Here is a 19260-nt window from a genome sequence, read left to right on the forward strand (position 1 = left end):
TCATATACATGCTCGTGCCCTTCGGGCTCGACGCTGGCCACAGTCGCCAAGTACGGCTTCCCGTAGAAGCCGCGTCGCATGTTGCTGGTGAGGGCCACCCACTTACTACGGTCAACAACCACCACGCCGAACGGCGCCGGCCTGAAACTGAAGCCGGTCGCTTACCCGTGACGGTTTACGATTCCGCCGCCTACCACGCAGGTGGTACTCGGCTGGCCCTAGACGGTGGTTGGGTCGCACGGGCCAGGTCTCGCGGGCATAGCTCCGGCCAAGCGTCTACGAGTGGGGCTCATCCACCGGCACCGGCAACTGCTGTCCATAGCCGGGCTCCTGCGGGTCAGAGGTCGCGCGGGGAGGATCATGTTGTCCATGAGTGATCTCAAGCTGTTCCGGCTTGTGGACGGCCACGCGACCGAGTTGTCGGGTAGTTCAGTTGCTTTGGAGCGTCACCTGCAGAGTGCCATCGAGGCCAATATGGAAGTTCTCTTCGGCGTCCGGTTTTTGGCTTCGGAGTACTCCACGGGACCTAAGCATCGTGGTCGGATCGACTCGTTGGGGATCGATGACACGGGTTCGCCGGTGATCTTCGAGTATAAGCGGGCACGCGACGAGAATGTGATCAACCAGGGTCTGTTCTATATGGACTGGTTGCTCGATCATCAAGCGGAGTTCAAACTGCTCGTGATGGATCGTCTCGGCACCGAGGTGGCGAAGCAGATCGACTGGACCAGTCCGCGGCTTGTCTGTATCGCTGGAGACTTCACGCGCTATGACGAGCACGCGGTGGAGCAGAACAACCACAACATCGAGCTCGTCCGCTACCGCGACTTCGACGGTGAGCTCCTGGCACTGGAGCTGTTGACCGCTGTGAACAGCAGACCAGTGTCGCACACGACCTCGACGGGATCTCCGGCAAACGAGCCGACGATGGACGACCGGCTGGCGAAGGCCCCCGAATCGCTCAAGAACCTGTACGCGGACCTCGACGCACAGCTGATGTCGTTCGGCGACGATGTTCAAAAGACTACCCGCAAGCTTTATTTCGCCTACAAACGCCTGAAGAATTTCGCCTGCGTCGAGGTCCATCCGCACAACCGGACATTGCTGGTGTACTTGAAGGTCGACCCGGACTCCGTGCAACTGGAGCCAGGGTTCTCCCGGGACGTGCGCAGCATCGGGCACTTCGGCACCGGCAGTCTCGAACTTCGCCTGAAGAACTCGGACGATCTCGCAAAGGCGGAGAAACTGCTGCGCGCGAGCTACGACGCGAGCTGAGTCGAATCGACCGGCGGAGCCGCTTCGCGGGCCGTCGGGCAGTGGCTCCGTTCAAAGGTGTGAACGCCAAGACAAAGCTGATCAGGCGGCAGATGCGCACGAGTGGGCCTAGATGTCCAACGCTGGTGACAGGGCCACGGGAATCGGTTCAGCCTGCGCGTAAGTCGATTATCGGCTGAGGCAATGCCTGGTCGATACTCGACCTTCTCGTTAGAAGGCTTCGATCGAGCGGACTCCTCGTGTCAGTCGCTGGAATATCGGTCCAATAATGCGACAATTCTTTCGAAATCGCGTACTGAACGACGGCAGAACTCCAGATCCGTCTTGACCAAGAGGTCCGCGGCCTGTGCTTCGGTTGCCAGTCCTTGCCGTTCTTTCTCGGTCATTACGCGTGAAGGTACGAGTACCCAGTTTCGTCGAGTGGTGTCGAACAACCAGTCGATCTCTCGATTGTCGGCGATAACGGCCTCGTGCAAGAGTTCGGCAAGACGAGTCGGGCGGGTTCGGGAAATCGCCAGACAACAAGTGGCGGAGCGGTGATTCGGGCAGGGGCGCCAGTGATGGTGGGGTGTTCGGCGAAGGTCTTCCAGGTGGATGCGGCCTCGGCGAGCTTGTCCTTGTTGCCGTTGGGTAGCTTGCTGCCGAATTCGTCCTGGATCTTGCCGACCAGGGCGTCGTAGAAGCCGGGGATGCTGCCGTTGCCCTCGGTGACCCCGTCACCGTTGCTTCCCACTGCGGTGGGGATCGACACCTTGTGTTCCGACATGGCTGTGGCGGTGGGGCGGTCGGGCATCGGCCGATCGGTATGCCCGTGTGGCCTGATGGATGCGTTCCGGCTCACCAGCCTGCGTGGGGCCACATCGGCGCGGGTCGTCCGATCCGAGAGAAGTCGACGCGCAAGAGCATCATGATGCACCCGACCGCGCCACTATATGCGCTGAGAAGTAGCCCGGTCGGTTCACGGGAGCATCGTTGCGGGCCGTGCGGCGCTCGACGAAATCGCTGACGCGCTCAAAAGGTTGAGCTTCTGTCCGACGAATGGATGCGAGTGTCGCGGATGGCACCACCACGACGGACCGTGATCCAGTGAATCGGCACCGTTGATTGATGACGTGCGATCCGTCTCGGGCAAAATTGTCGGTCGTTTGCGCTACGGTTCTGTTCGCTGACAATCGATCGGCACTGTGAAGCAGGGGGAGAGATGGCAAGACGGCGTCGCGATTCCGGCAACGTGGCTCTGCTGCTGATGTTCGGAATCGCGGGGTTCGTGGTTCTGGGCCCAGCGGTGCGATTCGCCAGAGGCAATCTCGTCGCGGTGATCGCGGCGATCGTTGGGCTCGTGGCAGCGGCCGTAGCCTTGGCGGTGTTGTGGAAGTCGCGCATCCGACGGCGTCGAGAACTCGAGGACAAGCGCCTACGCGCCGTGCTGCCGTTCCACAACATGAACGACAAGCAATTCGAGCACGCTCTGGCTTCGCTGTGTCGTGACAGTGGTTGCCGCCAGGTGGAGGTCTCGGGCGGTTCGGGGGACCACGGCGCGGACGTTGTGGCGTTGACTCCGGACGGGCGCAGATTGATCTTGCAGGCCAAGCGGTACAACATCACACGCCGGGTCGGAGACAAAGAGATGCAGCAACTCGTCGGGGGGTTGATGACCTGGCACCAATTCGACATCGCTGCCCTGGTCGCGACAGCGTCGTTCACCGCGCCCGCTCGTGCAACAGCTGCCCGGAACGGCATCCGACTCATCGACAACCGTGCGTTGGCCGCATGGAACTCCGGGACGGGTCCTGCTCCCTGGGATTGAGGTTTCAGTTCGCGGCTGATGATCCGAGCTCGGAAGCCGTGGTGCACTCCGGCCGACTGGCAGGTCTAGTCCGACTGAACAAGCGTGAAGACTTCGAAACGGATGGTGAACATGGCAGCAGTGGTTTCGAACACCTGGCCAGAACGCGGAATGAGTATGAGCTGACCTGCGATTCGTGACCAGACCGAGCTCCTCCATGCGGCACAACCGGACTCAGGAAACTACGGCATTGCGACGGACGTGGAACAGCGACCGTCCCCCGGACAAGCACCACACGGCGATCACCGGATCGCAGATCGCACATCCCAGGGACGAGTCGTGGGCGAACGGGATGATCGGGTTGCCTTTGAAGTGGTGCAGCAGGTCCCAAGCGGTGTGTAGGAGCCACGCGATACCGATGAACGTCCAGGATTCGAGGCCGCGGTAGGCGCAGTAGGTGGCGACGGCGGTGAAGGCGAATTCCCAGCCGCCGAAGCCGCCGCCGCTGAGGTATGCGGCGCCCGCGCCGGCGACCATGACGGCGTTGAATCGGCGGCGCTGTGGTTCGGGGATCAGGGACATCGCCAGCGCGTACAGAATGCCGATCAGCACTGGTGCGATGTAGGTGATCATGGGTGACTCCTCGTGCGGTCGGGCACTTTCGCAGACCGAAACTATCCAGTCGAACGAGCGTCTCCTAGTGGCATTTACGACACGTCCCGACGGAAACTCGCCAATTCTTCGGTAGCGGTGCGAATGTGGACCACCGCGAGTTTTGGAGAGAGCGCGGGCCGATCGGGTGAACCGCCGGTGGCGACGATCACAGGGTGATTGATCCTCCCGGACCCGGGTATGCGGCGGATGTCAGCCGACTACTGATTGGGAGGTATGTGATGCCGGAGCATCAGAGCGGACCGAGGGAAGCTGTCGAGGGTGTCGTCGAGGACATCAAGGGCAAGGCGAAGGAAACCGCCGGCGTCATCACCGGTGACGAGGACCTGAAGAAAGAGGGTCGCGCGCAGCAGGACAAGGCCGAATCCCAGCGGGAGGCTGCGCAGAAGGAAGCCGAGGCCGCGAAGGCGCGTTCGGAGGCCGACCTCGATGAGGCGCGGCAGAGCGCGTACGAGAGCAGCAAGGACGCCTAGTTACCGGTGCGGCGGTAGGGTGGCACGACCCGTTCCCGGTCGGCGGCGATCTGCCGCCGCCGGGCCGCCATCGCCTCCGCGGGCGAGGAGTCCACGGTCAAGGCCCGAAAAATGGCTGCCGCGTCCTCGATCGCGTCGCGCGCGCCGACTCCTTCGGCAGGCGTGATGGCGTGATCGGCGTCGCCGCACAGGATGACCGGGAGCCGTGGGGGAGCAGCGGCGGCGAAAGGCACGTTGCGCGCGTTCGAGATGTGCACGGTCTGCGTCTGCGCGAGCAGGAGATCTACCACATCGGAGATTCCCGGGGCGACAGTACGAATGAGTTCGGCCCACTGCGCCACCGGATGGAATCCGATGCTCTCCGGGGGAAGGGGCGGCCGGGTGACCCTGGCGAACCAGACGGAAATCGTTTCGTCCCAGAAGTGGCCGAACGCACCGGTCGGGCGGCCGTCTTCGCCGATCCGTCCGTCGAAATGCAGCACCGTGCTTTTGGTGCGCAAGGCTTGCGGCTGCTCGGTGCGGCCGTAGAAGACGACCTGACCGGTGTACTCGGGGATGCGTCCCGGTTCTGTGCGCTGTCGTACGAGGGAGTCGATGCCGTCGGCTGCGATGACGAGATCGTCGGTCGGTAGCCGGGTGGTGCCGCTCGACAACACGCCGTCGTCGATGTCGGTCACCGGAGTGTCGTAATGGAATTCCGCCGCTGTGGCAGTCGCGAATTCGGTCAGCACCGCCATGAGATCGGCGCGCAAGTACAGCCGATGGCCGCGGCTCGGCCCGAAACGTGCTTCGCCCGGCTGGTATTCGACCCGTAAAGCGTCCACCGGATGGGCGACTTCGTCCAGCCGGTCGGCAGGCACGCCGAGGGTGGTGAGCGCGGTGTGCGCGCGGTCGTCCAGCACCAAGAACGCACCGGCGCCGACGGACCGCTGGCTTTCGTAGACCCGTGCCGGAATGCCCGCGCGCCCGAGAGCCCCGGCGAGAACGGTTCCGGCGATTCCTCCACCGATGATGGTGACCATGTAGTCCAGCGTAGAGCGACGTGCGAGGGTAGCGCCGCCGGATCCGAGCCCTGATAGTGCGAATGAAGCACTGCGACAGCGATGTTCCCGCCGAACGGCCGGGCCGGGCAGCTCGAGGACCGGGCGATGCGTCCACCCGAAGTCGCAGTCGCGCTGATGGGTCAGCAGCGCTGGGCAGGCCGGGGTGAACTCAGAAGGATGGATTTCCGCCGTGGCGGTTCACCAACCGCGCAGCGCCCTCGATGGGCGGGCAGCCCGCCCGCCGAATCGAGCCCACTCAGCAAGTACTCGGCGCAGGCACACCATTGAACCGAGCCTCCAACCATCCGAGCGCCGACGGTACCCCGAGCACCGCGGTGGACAGATGGTCCGGGCTCAGGAACTTCTCGTATTGGACCCGCACCCCCGCCCGGCAGTAGCGCCGCACCGTCGTGTCGATCGACTCCACCGGTATCAGAGCGTCCTGCTCCGCGCGCCACTGATAGAGCGGCGCGGTCGGGATGCCCTCGTAGAGTTCCAGGCTGTTCTCCTCGAGCACCCCGCGTGCGCGCTCGTCCTCGGCGAGCGAATTCGAGGCCGCGACGTCCACGATGCCGCGGCCCGCGCCGGCCAGCAGGATCTCGTTGGTGCAACTGTCGGCGATCCGGTCGCGGAACGACAATCCGACCGAGTTCAGGTTGTCGCTCACCGGCAGCCGCGCCGGGTACTCCCGCTCCAGCCCGATGGCGGCGGCGAAGGCGAGGCCGAATGCGGCGTGCGGCGCGTAGCCGAGGCCCTCGATCATCTTGACCAGGTTCATCGGCACCCCGCCCGCGGCGGCGCCGATGATCGGCAGTTCCGGCGCGTAGGTCGGCGCCAGCGCGGCCGCCCACGTGGTCGCCATGCCGCCGCCGGAGTAACCCAGCATGGCGACCCGGCTGTCGGCCAGGCCCAGTTCGGTGACCCGCCGTGCGGCGCGGATGCCGTCCAGGGTGATCATGCCGCCGAGCCTCGCCGCGCCGTAGGCGCTGGTGGGCCCGAGATGATCGGGGAGAGCGACCGACCAGCCGCGCAGCAGCAGGCCGTTGAGCGCGGGTGCTTCGCGCACCGCCAGGTTGGGGTCGCTGGTGTAGAGCACGCGAGAGACCGAGCACTGGGTGCCGAGTGCGTTGATGATGTGCTGATAGGACAGCAGCGGCCCACCCGGGGTGGGGTTCGGTGGGGTCAGCACGGTGGTGGTGGCCGCGATCGGCTGGCCCGCCGAGTTCGTCGAGCGGAACTTGATCATCGTGACCGTCGCGCCGGGGAACGCGAGTAGTCCCGGCATCGGCCGTACCGCGAGGATGTCCCCCGGCGCGGCGCGGTCCAGATCGGCCGGAGTGGCGTAGAACGGGTCGGGATCAGGTTCGGGGTAGATCGGCTGCGCCGCGGCCTGCGGTGTGATCAGACCCTGCGGTGTGATCAGACAGAGCGCGGCCGCGGCGGTGGCGATGACCAATCGAAGCATGGCTTTCGTCGACTCCCATTCGTCACGATGTGTTGTTCCGAAACGCTGGTCTGCTGAAGTCGAATACTGCGGACACCGGTCGCCTGCGGCCGATGCCCGGACCTGCACACTTTAGGGGACGATCGGAAAAGGCCGAGGTAGCCGCGCCGCCGGGTGACGGCCGGGCGCGCTGCTCGCCCGTCGGCTACCGTGACCCGGTGCTTCTGCTGGTCGTCGGCGTGATCCTGCTCGGTGTGTTCGGAGTGCGATTCCGCAGGGACCGCAGGCGGTTGGGGCACGGCGTGTATCTGCTACTCGGGACGGCGTTCGTCGGCGCGGGGGCGGTCGGCCTGGTCGCCGACGGTGATCTGCCGGTGGTGCTCGCCCCGCTGCTCGTGCTCTTGTCGCCGCTGCTGGTGCTGGTGCTGGCCGGGTTGTCGATCGCGAACGGCGCGCAGTTGGTGCGCCGGGAGGGCTGGCGTCTTCCGAACCTGCTGCCGCTCGGGCTCGGCCTCGCGCTGCTGGTGCCGTATGTCGTGCTCGCCCTCGCCCTGCTGACCGAAAACCTCTGGTTCGTGGTCCTTTTGGCCTCGCTGACGATGGCGATCAGCTACATCGGGTTCCTGTTCGCGGCATTCCTTGTGTATTCGCTGTGCTATGGCTCACTGCCCTACCGTCCCGGGATGGACGCGATCGTGGTGCACGGCGCCGGCTTGGTCGACGGCGACGTGCCGCCGCTGCTGGCGGCGCGCCTGGATCGGGCGATCGAGGTCTATCGCGGCGAAGCCGTGCGCGGACACGCCCCGCTGCTGATCGCCAGTGGCGGTAGGGGATCCGACGAGGAGGTCTCCGAGGCGGCGGCGATGGCGGATTACCTGATCGACCACGGTGTGCCCGACGACCACGTGATCCTGGAGGACCGGTCGGGCACCACCGAGGAGAATCTGTTGTTCACCAAGCGGCTGCTCGGCGAGCGCGGCCAGACAACCCGAATGGTGCTGGTGACCAGCAATTTCCACATTCTGCGCACGGCGATCCTGGCGCGTCGCCTCGATCTCGACGCCGAGGTGACCGGCGCCAGGACCGCCTTCTACTACCTGCCGAGCGCGTTCCTGCGCGAATTCGCCGCGCTGCTGGTGGCCTACAAATGGAGCACCGTGATCGCGTGCGTCGCGCTGGTGTCGCTGCCGCCGCTCGCCCTGCTGGCCACCCGCGGCTGACTCAGTTGCCGAAGCTCTTGTGCGGAATCCCCACGGTCAAGCCGCCGTCGATGACGAACTCCGCTCCGGTGGAATACGACGATTCGTCGCTGGCCAGGAATGTCACCAGGGCGGAGACCTCGGCCGGGTCGGCGGCGCGACCGAGCGGGATCTGCAGGAAGTCCTCCGGGATGTTCTCCGTCATCGGGGTCCGGATCAGGCCGGGATGCACGGAATTCACCCGGATCCTGTACTGCGCCAGCTCGAGCGCGGTGGACTTGGTGAGCCCGCGCACGGCGAACTTGGTGGCCGTGTAGCCGTGCAGGCCGGGGCTGCCGCGCATGCCCTCGACGGAGGAGATGTTGATGATCGAGCCGCCGCCCGCCTCGATCATCGCGGGCGTCGCGGCCTGCATGCCGAGGAACGTGCCGGTCAGGTTGATGTCGATGATCCGCTGCCATTCGGCCAGCTCGAAAGCGACGAGCAGGTTGCCGTTCGCGATGCCCGCGTTGTTCACCAGCACGCTCAGCGAGCCGAACCGCTCCACCGCCTCGCCGACGGCTTTGCGCCAGTCGTCCGGCTCGCGCACGTCGAGGTGCACGTAGACCGCGTTGTCGCCGAGCTCCGCGGCGACCGCGGCGCCCTCGTCGTCGAGCACGTCGCCCAGCACCACACGCGCGTCCTCGGCGACCAGCGCCCTGGCGTGGGCCGCGCCCATGCCGCGCGCTCCGCCGCTGATCAACGCCACCTTGCCGGTCAACCGCCCCATCCGGGGTACCTCCGTCTCTCGAACGTCGTCTGCAACGCGTTGCAGAAACGCGCCAGTGTGGGCGCGTCTCGCGACAGTAACCCAGGGTGGAGCTCGGCGGTTGTCGGTGACGATGTGGTCGCTGCGTCCGGCGAGTGGGTGGACGTCGCGGCCGGGCTGGTGAACTTGTCCCGCCTATCGCGAGAGCCGAGAGCAGCTACTGCGTGAACCGGCTCCATGCTTCGCCCTGGGGGGTGCTCGGGAGCGGGTGCGCGAATGTCCGGGGTTGGTGGGCGGCGGTCGCGCTGACCGTCGAACGCGACGGTGGCGGACAGGCTGGTGTGCATCGCCGGTGCGGCCGCGGGTCCGTCCTGTGCGCAGCTGTGTCATGATCGTATAGAACGCGTTCTAATTATGTCCCCGATGTGACCGCTCGGGAGGTGCGCCATGACGAACTCCGGCCGAAGCGTGACGCGGTTCGGCGGACGTTTCCGGGTGCCGGACATCGCCGAAGTGCCCGGTGGCCGCCTGGTCGAGCTGCCGGGGCGGGGCCGGACCTACGTGGTCGACATCCCGGGGCCGGAACACGCACCCGCGCTGGTGCTCCTGCACGCCACTGCCTGCACCGCCTACCTCACCTGGTTCCCGTCGCTGGCGGCGCTGGCTCAGCGGTACCGGGTGATCCTGTTCGATCAGCGGTGGCACGGGCGCGGCATCCGCTCCGAGCGTTTCACCCTGGAGGACTGCGCCGATGACGTGGTGGCGGTCCTCGACGCGCTGCACGTCGACCGGGCCATGTGCGCGGGGTTCTCGCTCGGTGGAATCGTCAGCCTGCTGGCCGGGCGTCGTCATCCGGATCGGGTGAGCGGGCTGGTGCTCTGCGCGACGCCCTATCGATTCCGGGAGAAATGGCGCGAGCACGCTTTTCACCGGACGTTCGGTGTCTTCGCCGCCGCGGTGGGGCCGTATTCCTACCGTCGTGCCGAGAAGCTCGCGGGCCGTCTGCCCGAGCTTCCGCAGGTCGCCTGGACCCGGGGGCGATTGGATCGCTGGGCGCTGGACGAGTTCCGCAGCACCAGCGGGTGGGCGCTCACCCAGGTTCTCGCCGCGGTCGGGCGCTTCGACGCGACCGCATGGCTGCCGGATCTGACGATGCCGACGGCTGTGGTGATCACGACCCGGGATCGGGCGATTCCGGTCTATCGACAGGTGGAGATGGCGACCATGATCCCGGGAGCGAGCACGCACCTGGTCGCGGCCGGGCACGCGTCCTGCGTGCTGGAGGCCGATCGTTTCGTGCCCGTGTTGCTCGAAGCCTGCGAGACCGTCGCCGCGAAGATTTGAATCGCGCGGTCCTGTCCGGCGGCGGTGGCGGACAGGGCGCCGGCGCTCAGCCCGATTTCCGCGCCGCGGAGAGCAATTCGGCGACCTCGCCGGGCACGGCGTCGGCGAGCGCCGCGATATCGGGCACCAGTTCCTTGCAGGCGATGAAGCCGAAGTTGAGCTTGTCGTTGTTGGACAGCACGGTGACCGTCAGGCCCGCGCCGTGGAACACCGGCCCGAACGGATACATCCCGTCCACCCGGACGCCGAGGAAGTACAGCGGCATCGGAGGGCCGGGCACGTTCGACACCACCAGGTTGTGCACCACCGGGTGCATCTCGGCCAGCTTGAGCGAGGAGTACATCCGCGCGGCGAGCCGGAAGGTGTTCGGCGGGGCGTATTTCGACCAGTCCTGCAGGAAGTCCGCACCCATCGCTTCGTGTTCTTCCTTCGCCCCGCGGTTGTTCTCGGCCACCTCACGCAGGCGTTGCACCGGGTCGGCGACGTCGGTGCCGAGCCGCGCGAACAGCGTGGACACCTTGTTGACCCCCGCGGTGTGCCGGGTCGACTCGTGCACCGACACCGGAACCGACGCGATGAGCGAGCGGTCCGGCAATTCGTCGCGCTCCGCCAGATAGGCGCGCAACGCGCCGGCGACCACAGTGAGTACGACGTCGTTCACCTTGACGCCGAACGCGGAGCGGATCTCCTTGACGGCGTCCAGTTCGGCGTCGGTGAACGCGACCGCGCGGTGCGGCGTGATGGCGAGATTGAACGGCGTGCGCGGAGCGGAGAACGGTATCGCCATGCCCGCCTTGTTCTCGCGGCGGCGTTGCGCGAATCCGGCGACCACGCCGACCGTCTTCGGCAGCATGCCGACGATGCCCGCTCTGGTCGGGAACTTCACCACCGCTTCGGCCAGCATTTGCCAGTCGCTAGGTATGGGTTCGGGGCGCCACTCGTCGTCGGGCACCGTCTTCGTGACGCCCGGCTCCGGGTCGCACAGGTGCATCATCAGGTTGGCGCCGGTGATGCCGTCCACGGCGGCGTGGTGGTATTTGCAGATCACCGCGACCTTCCCGTCATCGAGACCTTCCACCACGGACATTTCCCACAGCGGGCGATCGCGGTCCATGGGACGGCTGGCGATATCCCCGACGAGTTCGGCGAGTTCGCGGCGCCCGGCCGGCGCCGCGATCGCGATGCGGCGGACGTGGTAGTCGAGGTCGAAATTCTCGTCCTCCACCCAGACGGGATGGTCGAGGTTGAGTGGCACCTCGTACACGCGGCGGCGCATCTGCGGAATCAGGGGAAGTCGCCGGGCTAGTTCGGCTTTGAATCCCTCGAACGAGTAGTCACCCGCCGCCGGGTCGAGGATCAGCAGCGCGCAGACGTGCAGATGCTGGGTCCCGGTTTCGAGGTAGAGAAAGCTGGCATCCAATCCGGTCAATCGTTCCATAGCAAAAGCCTACTAGAACGCGTTCTAGTTTTGTGCCGGAAACGCCCGGTGTGACGACTGTAGCGAAGTTGTGTCACCGTACAGCGCCCGGCGGCGCTTTTGTGTGTTACCGAAAGTTCTACATATGTGTATAGTCCTTGCTACGGACATGTAGGAATCGCGCGCGGTGGCGGCGAGCGAGGATCGAGGAGTATCGATGAAGCTACTTCGCAGGGCTGGGCGGCGGCCCGATACGGACCCCGGCGCCGTGGCGCTGCACGCCCGCAACGTGCGCTTCGACTGGGCGGACACGCCGCTGCACTGGATGCCCGCCGAGCCCATCGCCTCGCACCTGATCAATTCGCTGAATCTGCTTCTGCCCGAAGGGGAGCGGATGTTCTGCACCGCGTATGCCGAAGCGCTGCCGTACGTGCGGGACGAGAAACTCCGCGAGGCGATGCTCGGGTTCATCGGCCAGGAATCGATGCACGCCGAGACGCACGACAAAGTGCTGCACGAGGTGCTCGCCGTGCACGGCATCGATCCCGGGCCCTACCTGCGACAGGCCGAATACCTGTTCCGCCGGACGCTCGGGCCGAGGAATGTCGAAGGCGTCGCCGAACGGCAGGTGATGGTCGAGCGGCTGGCCTTCATCGCATGCCTGGAGCACTTCTTCGCCTATCTCGGCGACTGGGTGCTCAACGCGGATCTGGAACGGTTCGGCGCCGACCCGCGCATGGCGGACCTGTTCCGCTGGCACGGGGCGGAAGAAGTCGAGCACCGGCACGTCGCGCATGACGTAGCGGTCTATTTCGGCGCCGGATACGTGCGGCGAGCGGGACTGATGCTGCTGGTGTTCCCGATCTTCCTGACCTTGGTGGTGCGCGGCACCAAGTTCATGGTCCACCAGGACCGCGACCTGTCCGACCTCGGCTATTTCCGGTTGCTCGCGCGGGTCTTCGGCGCCATGTGGCGCGGCGCGTTGCCCGGGATCCCCTCGTTGCTGTGGAGTGCGCTGAGCACTTTCAAACCGGGCTACGATCCGGAGACGGTCGGCTCCACCGCGCAGGCGGTGGCCTACCTGGCCAAATCCCCGGCGGCGCGGGCGATCGCCTCGTGAGGCTGCCCGTTCCCGACCGGCTGCCCTCGGACCTGTTCGGCAAGCGCGATCACGACCGCGCCGTACGGGTGCTCGACGCGGTGGCCTCGGCGCGACTGCGCTGGACCACACTGGTCAACCGGCGCGATCCACGCCCGAGGGTGGACGACCGGCGGCTCGCGCTGGTGGTCACCGAGCGGCGGATCGAGGCGCGCGACCAGGACGTGGTGAGCCTGCGACTGGCCGCCCCGGACGGGCGCGTGCTGCCGCCCTGGCGCCCCGGCGCCCACCTCGACCTCGAGCTGCCGTCCGGCCGGCTGCGGCAGTACTCGCTGTGCGGCGACCCCGCGGACATTCGGGCCTACCGAGTGGCGGTGCGCCGCATCCCGGAAGGCGGCGGTGGTTCCGTGGAGGTGCACGACGCACTCCCGGTGGGGTCACCGATCGTGGTACGCGGGCCGCGTAACGCGTTCCCGTTCGCCGTGCCCGGCCACGGATCTCCGGCCGCGCGTTTGCATTTCGTCGCGGGCGGCATCGGAATCACGCCGATCCTGCCGATGGCGCGGCTGGCGCACCGGCTCGGGATCGAATGGTCGATGGTGTACACCGGGCGCAGCCGCGATACCTTGCCGTTCCTCGACGAGATCGCGGGATTCGGCGACCGCGTCGTCGTGCGCACCGACGACGAGCACGGGCTTCCCGACGCAGCCGCCCTGCTGCCCGGCGTCGGCCCCGACACCGCGGTCTACTGCTGCGGCCCGGTGCCGATGATCACCGTCATCGCCGACACTGTGCGCGAGATGCCCTATGTGGAACTGCATTCCGAACGGTTCTCGCCGCCGCCGATCGTGAACGGCAAGCCGTTCGAGATCCAACTCGCCTCCACCGGGGACGTTCTCGAGGTCGGTGCGGACCGCAGCGCGCTCGACACGATCCTCGGCGCCCGGCCCGACCGCCCGTACTCGTGCAGGCAGGGCTTCTGCCGCACATGCAAGGTCCGGGTCCTGGCCGGCGAACCCGACCACCGCGACACCGTGCTCACCGCCGCCGAACGCGAGGCGGGCGAGATGCTCGTCTGCGTCTCGCGCGCCGACGGTGGGCGACTCGTGCTCGATCTGTGACCCGACCCCGGTCAGTCAAGGAGAAACCCGATGACCACCGCCGAACCGCTCCCCGCGGTCGAACGCACCGTGCGCAGCGGAGAATTCGACCTCGCCGTCTACGAATACGGTGACCCCGCCGCGGAAACCGTCGTGCTGGTGCACGGCTGGCCCGATACCCACCACCTCTGGGACGCGGTGGTGCCGCTCCTGGCTCGCCGGTTCCATGTGGTCGCCTACGACACCCGCGGGCACGGTCGCTCTACCCGTACCCGGCGCACGGAAGACTTCCGGCTCGACCGTCTGGCCGCGGACTTCTACGCCGTCGCCGACGCCGTGAGCCCCGACCGGCCCGTGCACGTCCTCGCGCACGACTGGGGTTCGGTGCAGGTGTGGGAAGCGGTGTGTGAGCCGCGTGCGGCCACCCGGGTCGCGTCGTTCACCTCGGTGTCGGGGCCGAACCTGGACCACGTCGGCAAGTGGATTCGCAACCGGCTCTCGCGTCCGACGCCGCGCAACGTGTGGCAGCCGTTCACCCAGCTGCTGTCCTCGGCGTACACCTTCTTCTTCATGACCCCCGTGCTGCCGCGCGCCGCGTTCGGCCTGATCGGTACCGAGCGCTTCTGGCGGCGGGTCGTCTCGATCATGAACGAGACCGCCCCGTCGAACGTGCGTCTCGGCCCGAGTTTCCGCGCCGACGTCGTCGACGGTCTGCTGATCTACCGCGCGAACATCGTGCAGCGCATGCTCGCGCCACGCGAGCGGCACACCGAGGTGCCGGTGCAGCTGATCGTCGCGGGCCGTGACGTCGCGGTCCGTCCCGCGGGATTCGATGACGAACACCGGTGGACCGGGCGGCTGTGGCGGCGGGACGTGCCCGCCGGGCACTGGATGCCGTTCTCGCATCCGGAACTGCTGGCCACCGCGACCACCGAACTGATCGACACGCTGGGCGGCGCGGCGCCGCCCAGCACGTTGCGCCGGGCCGAAACAGGACGGACCGCAAGGCCGTTCGGTGATCAGCTGGTCGTCATCACCGGTGCCGGCAGCGGCATCGGCCGTGCTACCGCGCTCGCCCTGGCCCGCCGCGGCGCCGAGATCGTGCTCTCCGACATCGATCTCGCGGCGGCGAAGGAGACCGCCGAGTTGATCGCCGCCGAACACGGCGTCGCGCACGCCTATCAACTCGACGTCGCCGAGGAAGGCGAGATGCAGGCGCACGCCGCGACGGTGCTGGACAACCACGGCGTCCCCGACATCCTGATCAACAACGCCGGGATCGGCCAGGCCGGTGGATTCTTCGAGACCTCGGCGGCGGACTTCGACCGCGTGCTGCGGATCAACCTCGGCGGCGTGGTGAACGGCTGCCGTGCCTTCGGGCCCGCCATGGCCGAGCGGGGCCTCGGCGGTCACATCGTGAATCTCTCCAGCATGGCGGCCTACAGCCCGCAGCAGGGCTTCAGCGCGTATTCCACCAGCAAGTCGGCGGTGTTCATGTTCTCCGACTGCGTGCGCGCCGAACTGGCCGCGCGCGGGATCTCGGTGCACACCATCTGCCCGGGCATCGTGCACACCAATATCGTGGCGCGCACCCGCTTCTCCGGCGTCAGCGCGGAAGAGGAGAAGCGCAAACAGGAGCGCTACGACAACCTGTACCGGATGCGGCGTTACGGCCCGGAGAAGGTGGCCGAGCAGATCGTGCGCGCCCTCCAGCGGAATCGCAGCATCGTGCCCGTGACGCCGGAGGCTCACCTGCAGTATCACTTCGGGCGGCTCGCGCCCGCCGTCGTGCGGTTCCTGGCGGCGCGGGTGAAGCTGACCTGACTCAGGAGGCGAGGGTTCGGGCGAGTTCGGCCTCGACGGCCACGACTCGCTCGGGCCCGATGCCCCACGGGTGCTCGACACCCACCCGCCGGTCCAGATCCCAGAGCACGCACTCCTCGCCCGGGGCCGCCACGAACGACCACGCCACCACGGTGCGGCCGAGTTGCTCGGCCATCGTTCCGTGCGAGTCGACCGGCGGCCCGGCGCCTTCCGGGAAGTGGTGCAGGAAGCGGCCGTAGGCGCGCGCGCAGAAATCGGCGTATCGCTTGGTGCACAGGATGAACCCGTGCCATGCCTCGTCCACCGCGTGCGACGGCATGCCGATCACCTGGTCGTCGCGCATGGCGGCGCCGCAGCAGAGCAACCACTGCCGCAATCCCTTGTCCACCAGCTCTCGTGGCTGCCAGGGGCAGGTCTTGTAGACGGCCTCGGGCAGTTCCAGGGCGTCGACGGCGGCGCGCACGGCCGCGAGGTCGATGTCACCGGCCGGAGATCTGCGGAACCTGAAGTTCACCACAGTTCACTGTACGTGCGTGCCGATCGGCCGCTACCGTCGTGACATGAGCGCACTCATCGTTCTTTTCATCCTGTTGATGGTGCTGCTCCTCGTGGCGGTTCCGATCATCGTCGTAGTCGTCATCATCCGCTCGCAACGCAATCGGTTCTTACCGCCGCCGCCCTATGGTCCGTGGCGCGGCGGGAACCGGAGCGGCGGATATTACGAGGGGGGATCCACCGACCCGTTCTGGGCAGCCGGCGGCGCCGGTTTGATCGGCGGGTTCGACCAACCGCACGGCGGTGGGGGCGGGCATCATCATCACGACCATCACCACCATGGCAGCGGCTGCGGCGGTGGCAGCGGTAGTAGCTGCGGTGGAGGAAGCAGCTCCAGCTGTAGTGGCGGCAGCAGCTCCAGTTGCGGCGGCGGCAGCAGTTCCAGCTGTGGCGGGGGCAGCAGTTCCAGCTGTGGCGGCGGCGGTTCCTGACGCAGGATTTGACCTCAACCCTTCTCGAGGTTCCATGCTGATCTTCGTCCGAAACGGCAAGGAACAACGAAGGGTGTGTCATGCGGGCTGTGCAAGCCGATGAGTTCGGTGGACCGGAAGTACTCGTGGTACGTGAACTACCGGATCCGGTGGCCGGACCGGGAGAGGTGGTCGTCGACGTGGCGGCCGCGGATGTGATGTTCCTGGACACCCGGCTGCGCAGCGGCTGGGGCACCGACTTCTTCGCGATCGAACTGCCCTATGTGCCCGGTGGGGCCGTCGCCGGTGTGGTGGCGTCGGTCGGCCCCGACGTCGACCCCGGCTGGGTGGGCAAGCGGGTATCGACGCCGACCGCGGCCAGCGGCATCGGCGGTGGCCTGCCGATCGGCGGATACGCCGAGAAGGCGCTGGCCAAGGCGGACACTCTCGTCGCTTTGCCCGACGGGCTCACCGCGACGCAGGCCGTCGCGCTCGCCCACGACGGCAGGACGGCGCTCGCAGTCTTCGACCGTGCCGCCGTGCAGCCGGGCGAATGGGTCCTGATCACCGCCGCGGGCGGCGGACTGGGCATCCTGCTGATCCAGCTCGCCCGTGCGGCGGGCGCGAACGTCGTCGCCGCCGCGCGCGGCGCCGCGAAGCTGGAACTCGCCGAGCGGCTCGGCGCGAACGCGGTGGTCGACTACTCCGCCCCCGACTGGGTGGAGAAGGCGCGCGCCGCGACCGGGGGAGCGGGCGCGCACGTCGTGTTCGACGGCGCGGGCGGCGCGCTCGGCGAGGCCGCGCTCACTGCCGTTGCGGACGGAGGGCGTTTCCTCGGATACGGCGCTGCCGCAGGGGAATTCGCCGCTCTGGACCGGGAGGCCGCGGCGGCGCGCGGCGTCACCGTCTACGGGCTGTTCGATATCACCGGCGCCGACATCGATTGGCAGGCGCTGGCCCGGCGGGCCCAGGAAGAGGTCGCGGCGGGGCGCTTGCAGGTGGTCATCGGCCAGACCTTCCCGCTCGACGGAGCTGATCGGGCACACGCCGCCATCGAGTCCAGGGCCGCGCTGGGGCGCACTTTGTTAACAGTGTGAATAAAGCGGCGAACTGGACAATTGACGTAGTGCGCTGCCCGGACGACGGCGCTAGGGTGCCGGGGTGGAAACTCTGCTCGTCGTCGGTATCGTCATCGTGGTCCTCGGCTTCGTCGTCGCCGTAGTGCAGTTCGCCAGCCGGCCACCGAAGGACGCCGAGCCGTGGGACGACCGGGACGACGCCGAGGACTACGAGGACGACTGGGACGAGGACTATCGCGACGACTGACCCCGCCCGGCCGGGGTCAGCACCACGACCGCGATGGGCCGCTTGGTCAGCTTTTGATAGGCGCTGTAGCGACCCTGATTCACCTTGTCGACGACCGCCCACCGCCGGGCGTAATCGGGATCATCCGGCAGCGTCGCCCGGGCCCGCACCGTCAGTTTCCGCCGCCCGACCTGGATCTCGCACTCCGGTCGCGCCTTCAGGTTCGCCAGCCACCCCGGCGGCCGCGGCGACCCGCCGTTGGACGCCGTCACCAAATAGTCCGCACCGTCGCGCGCGTACGTCAGCGCCGAAGTCCGCTCCTGGCCGGACTTGCGCCCCACCGTCCGCAGCAACAGCGTCGGATTCCCCAGCAGCAGCCGATGCCCCACCAGCCCACCACTGTTCTCGTACACCCACTGATGCGCCTTCAGTACCTTCGTGAACAGCCCGGCCATACCTGACCCTCCAGTAAGTTTCCGACCCACCCACCCTAGGTCATCCCCCTCCGACTGGTCCCCGACCCACCGCACCCGGTAGCATCCCCAACGCTCGCGGTTCCCCGCAGCACGGGGCGGTAGCTCAGTCGGTTAGAGCCGTGGACTCATAATCCATTGGTCGCGGGTTCGAGCCCCGCCCGCCCCACTAAGCGCCTCTGAGCTGCGGAAACGCTGAACTTTACAGCTGAGTTGATCTAGAACAGCGCTCCGGCAGCAATGGATTTTGCCGATGAAATTCGGGCTTGGGGCTGGAACCTGTACGGCATCCGAGAGCTTGCGGAGGACTTCGCGACGGAACTGCGTCGCAACAACCGGAGCAAGCAGGCCATTCCGACGCCTGGCTGGTGTGGGTCGTGTGGATGGTCTGGGGAGCCGACCTGTGGCGCAGATGATTTGGGTGATACTGGCGATGTGAACGGGACATGGGAGGCGTGGGGTGGGGTCGCGATCGCCGCGATTACCTCGATACCGCTAGCCGGTCTCGCGGCCTGGTGGCTGGCTGGGCGGCGCGGGTGGCGCGCCGCGCTATGCGATGTCGGGATGGTGACGGGTACCGCGCCGTGGGTGTGGATGATCCTCACGCCGACGGGAACGGGCCGTTCGGTGAATCTCGTGCCGCTGCGTGATCTGGCCGAGGTCCTGGCCGACGACCGGGTGATCGAGCAGTTCGGTGGGAATCTGCTGGTCTTCGCCGCACTCGGCTTCCTGTTGCCGGTGCGCCGACCCTGGTTCGCCCGCTCGTACCGCATCCTGTTGGCGGGAGCAGCGGCTTCGATCGCGGTGGAGACCGTGCAGTTCGCCCTCGCTATCGGCCGTCACTCATCCGTCGACGACGTGCTGGTGAACGCGGCCGGTGCATACCTGGCGGGCCTGCTCTCACGACAGTTGTGGGCGCCGCGCGCAGTGACCGACCGGTCCGAGCCGGCGCTACCTGAAGAGTCGAAAGGGGCATCGTCTCCGAGCAGGGCGGTCTCGGCCGGCTCCGCGGTCGTTCGCGGACACGGGTTGCCGCGGCGGTGAGGTCGCCAACCCTCGGCCGCGTGGCTCGAATCGGTCTGAGGGCATGCAC

At 67.2% G+C, this 19260-nt stretch carries 21 protein-coding genes and 1 tRNA gene; 13 read left to right on the top strand and 9 right to left on the bottom strand.

Features of this window, described 5'->3' with window-relative positions; all coding sequences use genetic code 11:
• Window positions 1–369: 369 nt before the first annotated feature.
• On the top strand, window positions 370–1275 hold the full coding sequence (locus IU450_RS21660) for a DUF5655 domain-containing protein (RefSeq protein ID WP_195151554.1): 906 nt from the start codon (window positions 370–372) through the stop codon (window positions 1273–1275).
• Window positions 1276–1517: 242 nt separating this feature from the next.
• Here IU450_RS21660 and IU450_RS21665 read toward each other — a convergent pair whose 3' ends face one another.
• Together IU450_RS21665 and IU450_RS39850 are read right to left on the bottom strand one after the other, a co-directional pair.
• Entirely contained in the window at window positions 1518–1661 is a 144-nt protein-coding gene (locus IU450_RS21665; RefSeq protein ID WP_195151555.1) for a hypothetical protein, read from the bottom strand.
• Window positions 1661–2068, bottom strand: a complete 408-nt coding sequence (locus tag IU450_RS39850; RefSeq protein ID WP_228834904.1) for a hypothetical protein — start codon at window positions 2066–2068, stop codon at window positions 1661–1663. Before IU450_RS39850 ends, IU450_RS21665 begins: the two co-directional genes overlap by 1 nt.
• Before the next feature lie 408 nt (window positions 2069–2476).
• Here IU450_RS39850 and IU450_RS21675 point away from each other — a divergent pair, with 408 nt between their 5' ends.
• Window positions 2477–3082, top strand: a complete 606-nt coding sequence (locus IU450_RS21675; protein WP_195151556.1) for a restriction endonuclease — start codon at window positions 2477–2479, stop codon at window positions 3080–3082.
• Between the two features lie 213 nt (window positions 3083–3295).
• Here IU450_RS21675 and IU450_RS21680 read toward each other — a convergent pair whose 3' ends face one another.
• Window positions 3296–3694, bottom strand: coding sequence for a DUF6010 family protein (locus tag IU450_RS21680; protein WP_228834905.1), 399 nt, complete (start codon window positions 3692–3694; stop codon window positions 3296–3298).
• Between the two features lie 260 nt (window positions 3695–3954).
• Between IU450_RS21680 and IU450_RS21685 the strand changes: the two genes are divergently transcribed.
• On the top strand, window positions 3955–4206 hold the full coding sequence (locus IU450_RS21685) for a CsbD family protein (protein ID WP_043722032.1): 252 nt from the start codon (window positions 3955–3957) through the stop codon (window positions 4204–4206).
• Here the strand turns inward: IU450_RS21685 and IU450_RS21690 are convergent.
• Both IU450_RS21690 and IU450_RS21695 read right to left on the bottom strand, forming a co-directional pair.
• Complete coding sequence (locus IU450_RS21690) at window positions 4203–5228, bottom strand: FAD-dependent monooxygenase (protein WP_195151557.1); 1026 nt, start codon at window positions 5226–5228, stop codon at window positions 4203–4205. The two genes, IU450_RS21685 and IU450_RS21690, sit on opposite strands and share 4 nt — an antisense overlap.
• A 277-nt stretch (window positions 5229–5505) precedes the next feature.
• A complete protein-coding gene (locus tag IU450_RS21695) occupies window positions 5506–6714 on the bottom strand; it encodes a lipase family protein (protein WP_195151558.1) in 1209 nt (402 codons plus the stop codon).
• 197 nt (window positions 6715–6911) lie between these two features.
• Between IU450_RS21695 and IU450_RS21700 the strand changes: the two genes are divergently transcribed.
• On the top strand, window positions 6912–7913 hold the full coding sequence (locus IU450_RS21700; protein WP_195151559.1) for a YdcF family protein: 1002 nt from the start codon (window positions 6912–6914) through the stop codon (window positions 7911–7913).
• A gap of 1 nt (window position 7914) precedes the next feature.
• Here the strand turns inward: IU450_RS21700 and IU450_RS21705 are convergent, their stop codons facing one another.
• Window positions 7915–8661 (bottom strand): glucose 1-dehydrogenase, encoded by a 747-nt coding sequence (locus IU450_RS21705; RefSeq protein WP_195151560.1) that lies wholly within the window; start codon window positions 8659–8661, stop codon window positions 7915–7917.
• Window positions 8662–9087: 426 nt separating this feature from the next.
• Here IU450_RS21705 and IU450_RS21710 point away from each other — a divergent pair, with 426 nt between their 5' ends.
• Window positions 9088–9984 (top strand): alpha/beta fold hydrolase, encoded by an 897-nt coding sequence (locus IU450_RS21710; RefSeq protein WP_195151561.1) that lies wholly within the window; start codon window positions 9088–9090, stop codon window positions 9982–9984.
• Window positions 9985–10030: 46 nt separating this feature from the next.
• On the opposite strand, the gene IU450_RS21715 is transcribed toward IU450_RS21710, so the two are convergent.
• A complete protein-coding gene (locus IU450_RS21715) occupies window positions 10031–11422 on the bottom strand; it encodes a WS/DGAT/MGAT family O-acyltransferase (RefSeq protein WP_195151562.1) in 1392 nt (463 codons plus the stop codon).
• Between the two features lie 196 nt (window positions 11423–11618).
• Here IU450_RS21715 and IU450_RS21720 point away from each other — a divergent pair, with 196 nt between their 5' ends.
• From IU450_RS21720 to IU450_RS21730, 3 genes are read left to right on the top strand one after another with little or no spacing between them, the layout of a single operon-like run.
• Window positions 11619–12521 carry a metal-dependent hydrolase gene (locus tag IU450_RS21720; protein WP_195151563.1) on the top strand — a complete coding sequence of 301 codons (903 nt, stop codon included), beginning with the start codon at window positions 11619–11621 and terminating at the stop codon, window positions 12519–12521.
• A gap of 2 nt (window positions 12522–12523) precedes the next feature.
• Window positions 12524–13621, top strand: coding sequence for a PDR/VanB family oxidoreductase (locus IU450_RS21725; protein WP_195151654.1), 1098 nt, complete (start codon window positions 12524–12526; stop codon window positions 13619–13621).
• A gap of 30 nt (window positions 13622–13651) precedes the next feature.
• On the top strand, window positions 13652–15424 hold the full coding sequence (locus IU450_RS21730; RefSeq protein WP_195151564.1) for an SDR family oxidoreductase: 1773 nt from the start codon (window positions 13652–13654) through the stop codon (window positions 15422–15424).
• 1 nt (window position 15425) lies between these two features.
• Here the strand turns inward: IU450_RS21730 and IU450_RS21735 are convergent, their stop codons facing one another.
• Window positions 15426–15938, bottom strand: a complete 513-nt coding sequence (locus IU450_RS21735) for a hypothetical protein (protein ID WP_416382892.1) — start codon at window positions 15936–15938, stop codon at window positions 15426–15428.
• 46 nt (window positions 15939–15984) lie between these two features.
• On the opposite strand from IU450_RS21735, the gene IU450_RS21740 reads away from it, so the two are divergent.
• The 3 genes from IU450_RS21740 (at window position 15985) to IU450_RS21750 (ending at window position 17715) form a co-directional block, all read left to right on the top strand.
• Window positions 15985–16410, top strand: coding sequence for a hypothetical protein (locus tag IU450_RS21740; RefSeq protein WP_195151565.1), 426 nt, complete (start codon window positions 15985–15987; stop codon window positions 16408–16410).
• Between the two features lie 80 nt (window positions 16411–16490).
• Entirely contained in the window at window positions 16491–17486 is a 996-nt protein-coding gene (locus tag IU450_RS21745) for a zinc-binding dehydrogenase (RefSeq protein ID WP_195151566.1), read from the top strand.
• A gap of 64 nt (window positions 17487–17550) precedes the next feature.
• Window positions 17551–17715, top strand: coding sequence for a hypothetical protein (locus IU450_RS21750; RefSeq protein WP_195036332.1), 165 nt, complete (start codon window positions 17551–17553; stop codon window positions 17713–17715).
• On the opposite strand, the gene IU450_RS21755 is transcribed toward IU450_RS21750, so the two are convergent.
• On the bottom strand, window positions 17700–18149 hold the full coding sequence (locus IU450_RS21755; protein ID WP_195151567.1) for a nitroreductase/quinone reductase family protein: 450 nt from the start codon (window positions 18147–18149) through the stop codon (window positions 17700–17702). The two genes, IU450_RS21750 and IU450_RS21755, sit on opposite strands and share 16 nt — an antisense overlap.
• Before the next feature lie 113 nt (window positions 18150–18262).
• Between IU450_RS21755 and IU450_RS21760 the strand changes: the two genes are divergently transcribed.
• Window positions 18263–18336 (top strand) — tRNA-Ile (locus IU450_RS21760).
• Window positions 18337–18602: 266 nt separating this feature from the next.
• The gene (locus IU450_RS21765) at window positions 18603–19211 is read left to right on the top strand and encodes a VanZ family protein (protein ID WP_195151568.1); all 609 of its coding nucleotides are present in this window, start codon (window positions 18603–18605) and stop codon (window positions 19209–19211) included.
• Window positions 19212–19260: the final 49 nt, after the last annotated feature.

The organism is Nocardia abscessus, assembly GCF_015477775.1.
In the GTDB taxonomy this organism is placed as follows: domain Bacteria; phylum Actinomycetota; class Actinomycetes; order Mycobacteriales; family Mycobacteriaceae; genus Nocardia; species Nocardia abscessus_A.

Coding starts and splice junctions, on each gene's coding strand:
- IU450_RS21690 (WP_195151557.1), bottom strand. CDS start 5,228: ATGGTCACCATCATCGGTGGAGGAATCGCCGGAACCGTTCTCGCCGGG.
- IU450_RS39850 (WP_228834904.1), bottom strand. CDS start 2,068: ATGCCCGACCGCCCCACCGCCACAGCCATGTCGGAACACAAGGTGTCG.
- IU450_RS21705 (WP_195151560.1), bottom strand. CDS start 8,661: ATGGGGCGGTTGACCGGCAAGGTGGCGTTGATCAGCGGCGGAGCGCGC.
- IU450_RS21720 (WP_195151563.1), top strand. CDS start 11,619: ATGAAGCTACTTCGCAGGGCTGGGCGGCGGCCCGATACGGACCCCGGC.
- IU450_RS21745 (WP_195151566.1), top strand. CDS start 16,491: ATGCGGGCTGTGCAAGCCGATGAGTTCGGTGGACCGGAAGTACTCGTG.
- IU450_RS21680 (WP_228834905.1), bottom strand. CDS start 3,694: ATGATCACCTACATCGCACCAGTGCTGATCGGCATTCTGTACGCGCTG.
- IU450_RS21710 (WP_195151561.1), top strand. CDS start 9,088: ATGACGAACTCCGGCCGAAGCGTGACGCGGTTCGGCGGACGTTTCCGG.
- IU450_RS21740 (WP_195151565.1), top strand. CDS start 15,985: ATGAGCGCACTCATCGTTCTTTTCATCCTGTTGATGGTGCTGCTCCTC.
- IU450_RS21715 (WP_195151562.1), bottom strand. CDS start 11,422: ATGGAACGATTGACCGGATTGGATGCCAGCTTTCTCTACCTCGAAACC.
- IU450_RS21685 (WP_043722032.1), top strand. CDS start 3,955: ATGCCGGAGCATCAGAGCGGACCGAGGGAAGCTGTCGAGGGTGTCGTC.
- IU450_RS21665 (WP_195151555.1), bottom strand. CDS start 1,661: ATGACCGAGAAAGAACGGCAAGGACTGGCAACCGAAGCACAGGCCGCG.
- IU450_RS21755 (WP_195151567.1), bottom strand. CDS start 18,149: ATGGCCGGGCTGTTCACGAAGGTACTGAAGGCGCATCAGTGGGTGTAC.
- IU450_RS21695 (WP_195151558.1), bottom strand. CDS start 6,714: ATGCTTCGATTGGTCATCGCCACCGCCGCGGCCGCGCTCTGTCTGATC.
- IU450_RS21730 (WP_195151564.1), top strand. CDS start 13,652: ATGACCACCGCCGAACCGCTCCCCGCGGTCGAACGCACCGTGCGCAGC.
- IU450_RS21660 (WP_195151554.1), top strand. CDS start 370: ATGAGTGATCTCAAGCTGTTCCGGCTTGTGGACGGCCACGCGACCGAG.
- IU450_RS21675 (WP_195151556.1), top strand. CDS start 2,477: ATGGCAAGACGGCGTCGCGATTCCGGCAACGTGGCTCTGCTGCTGATG.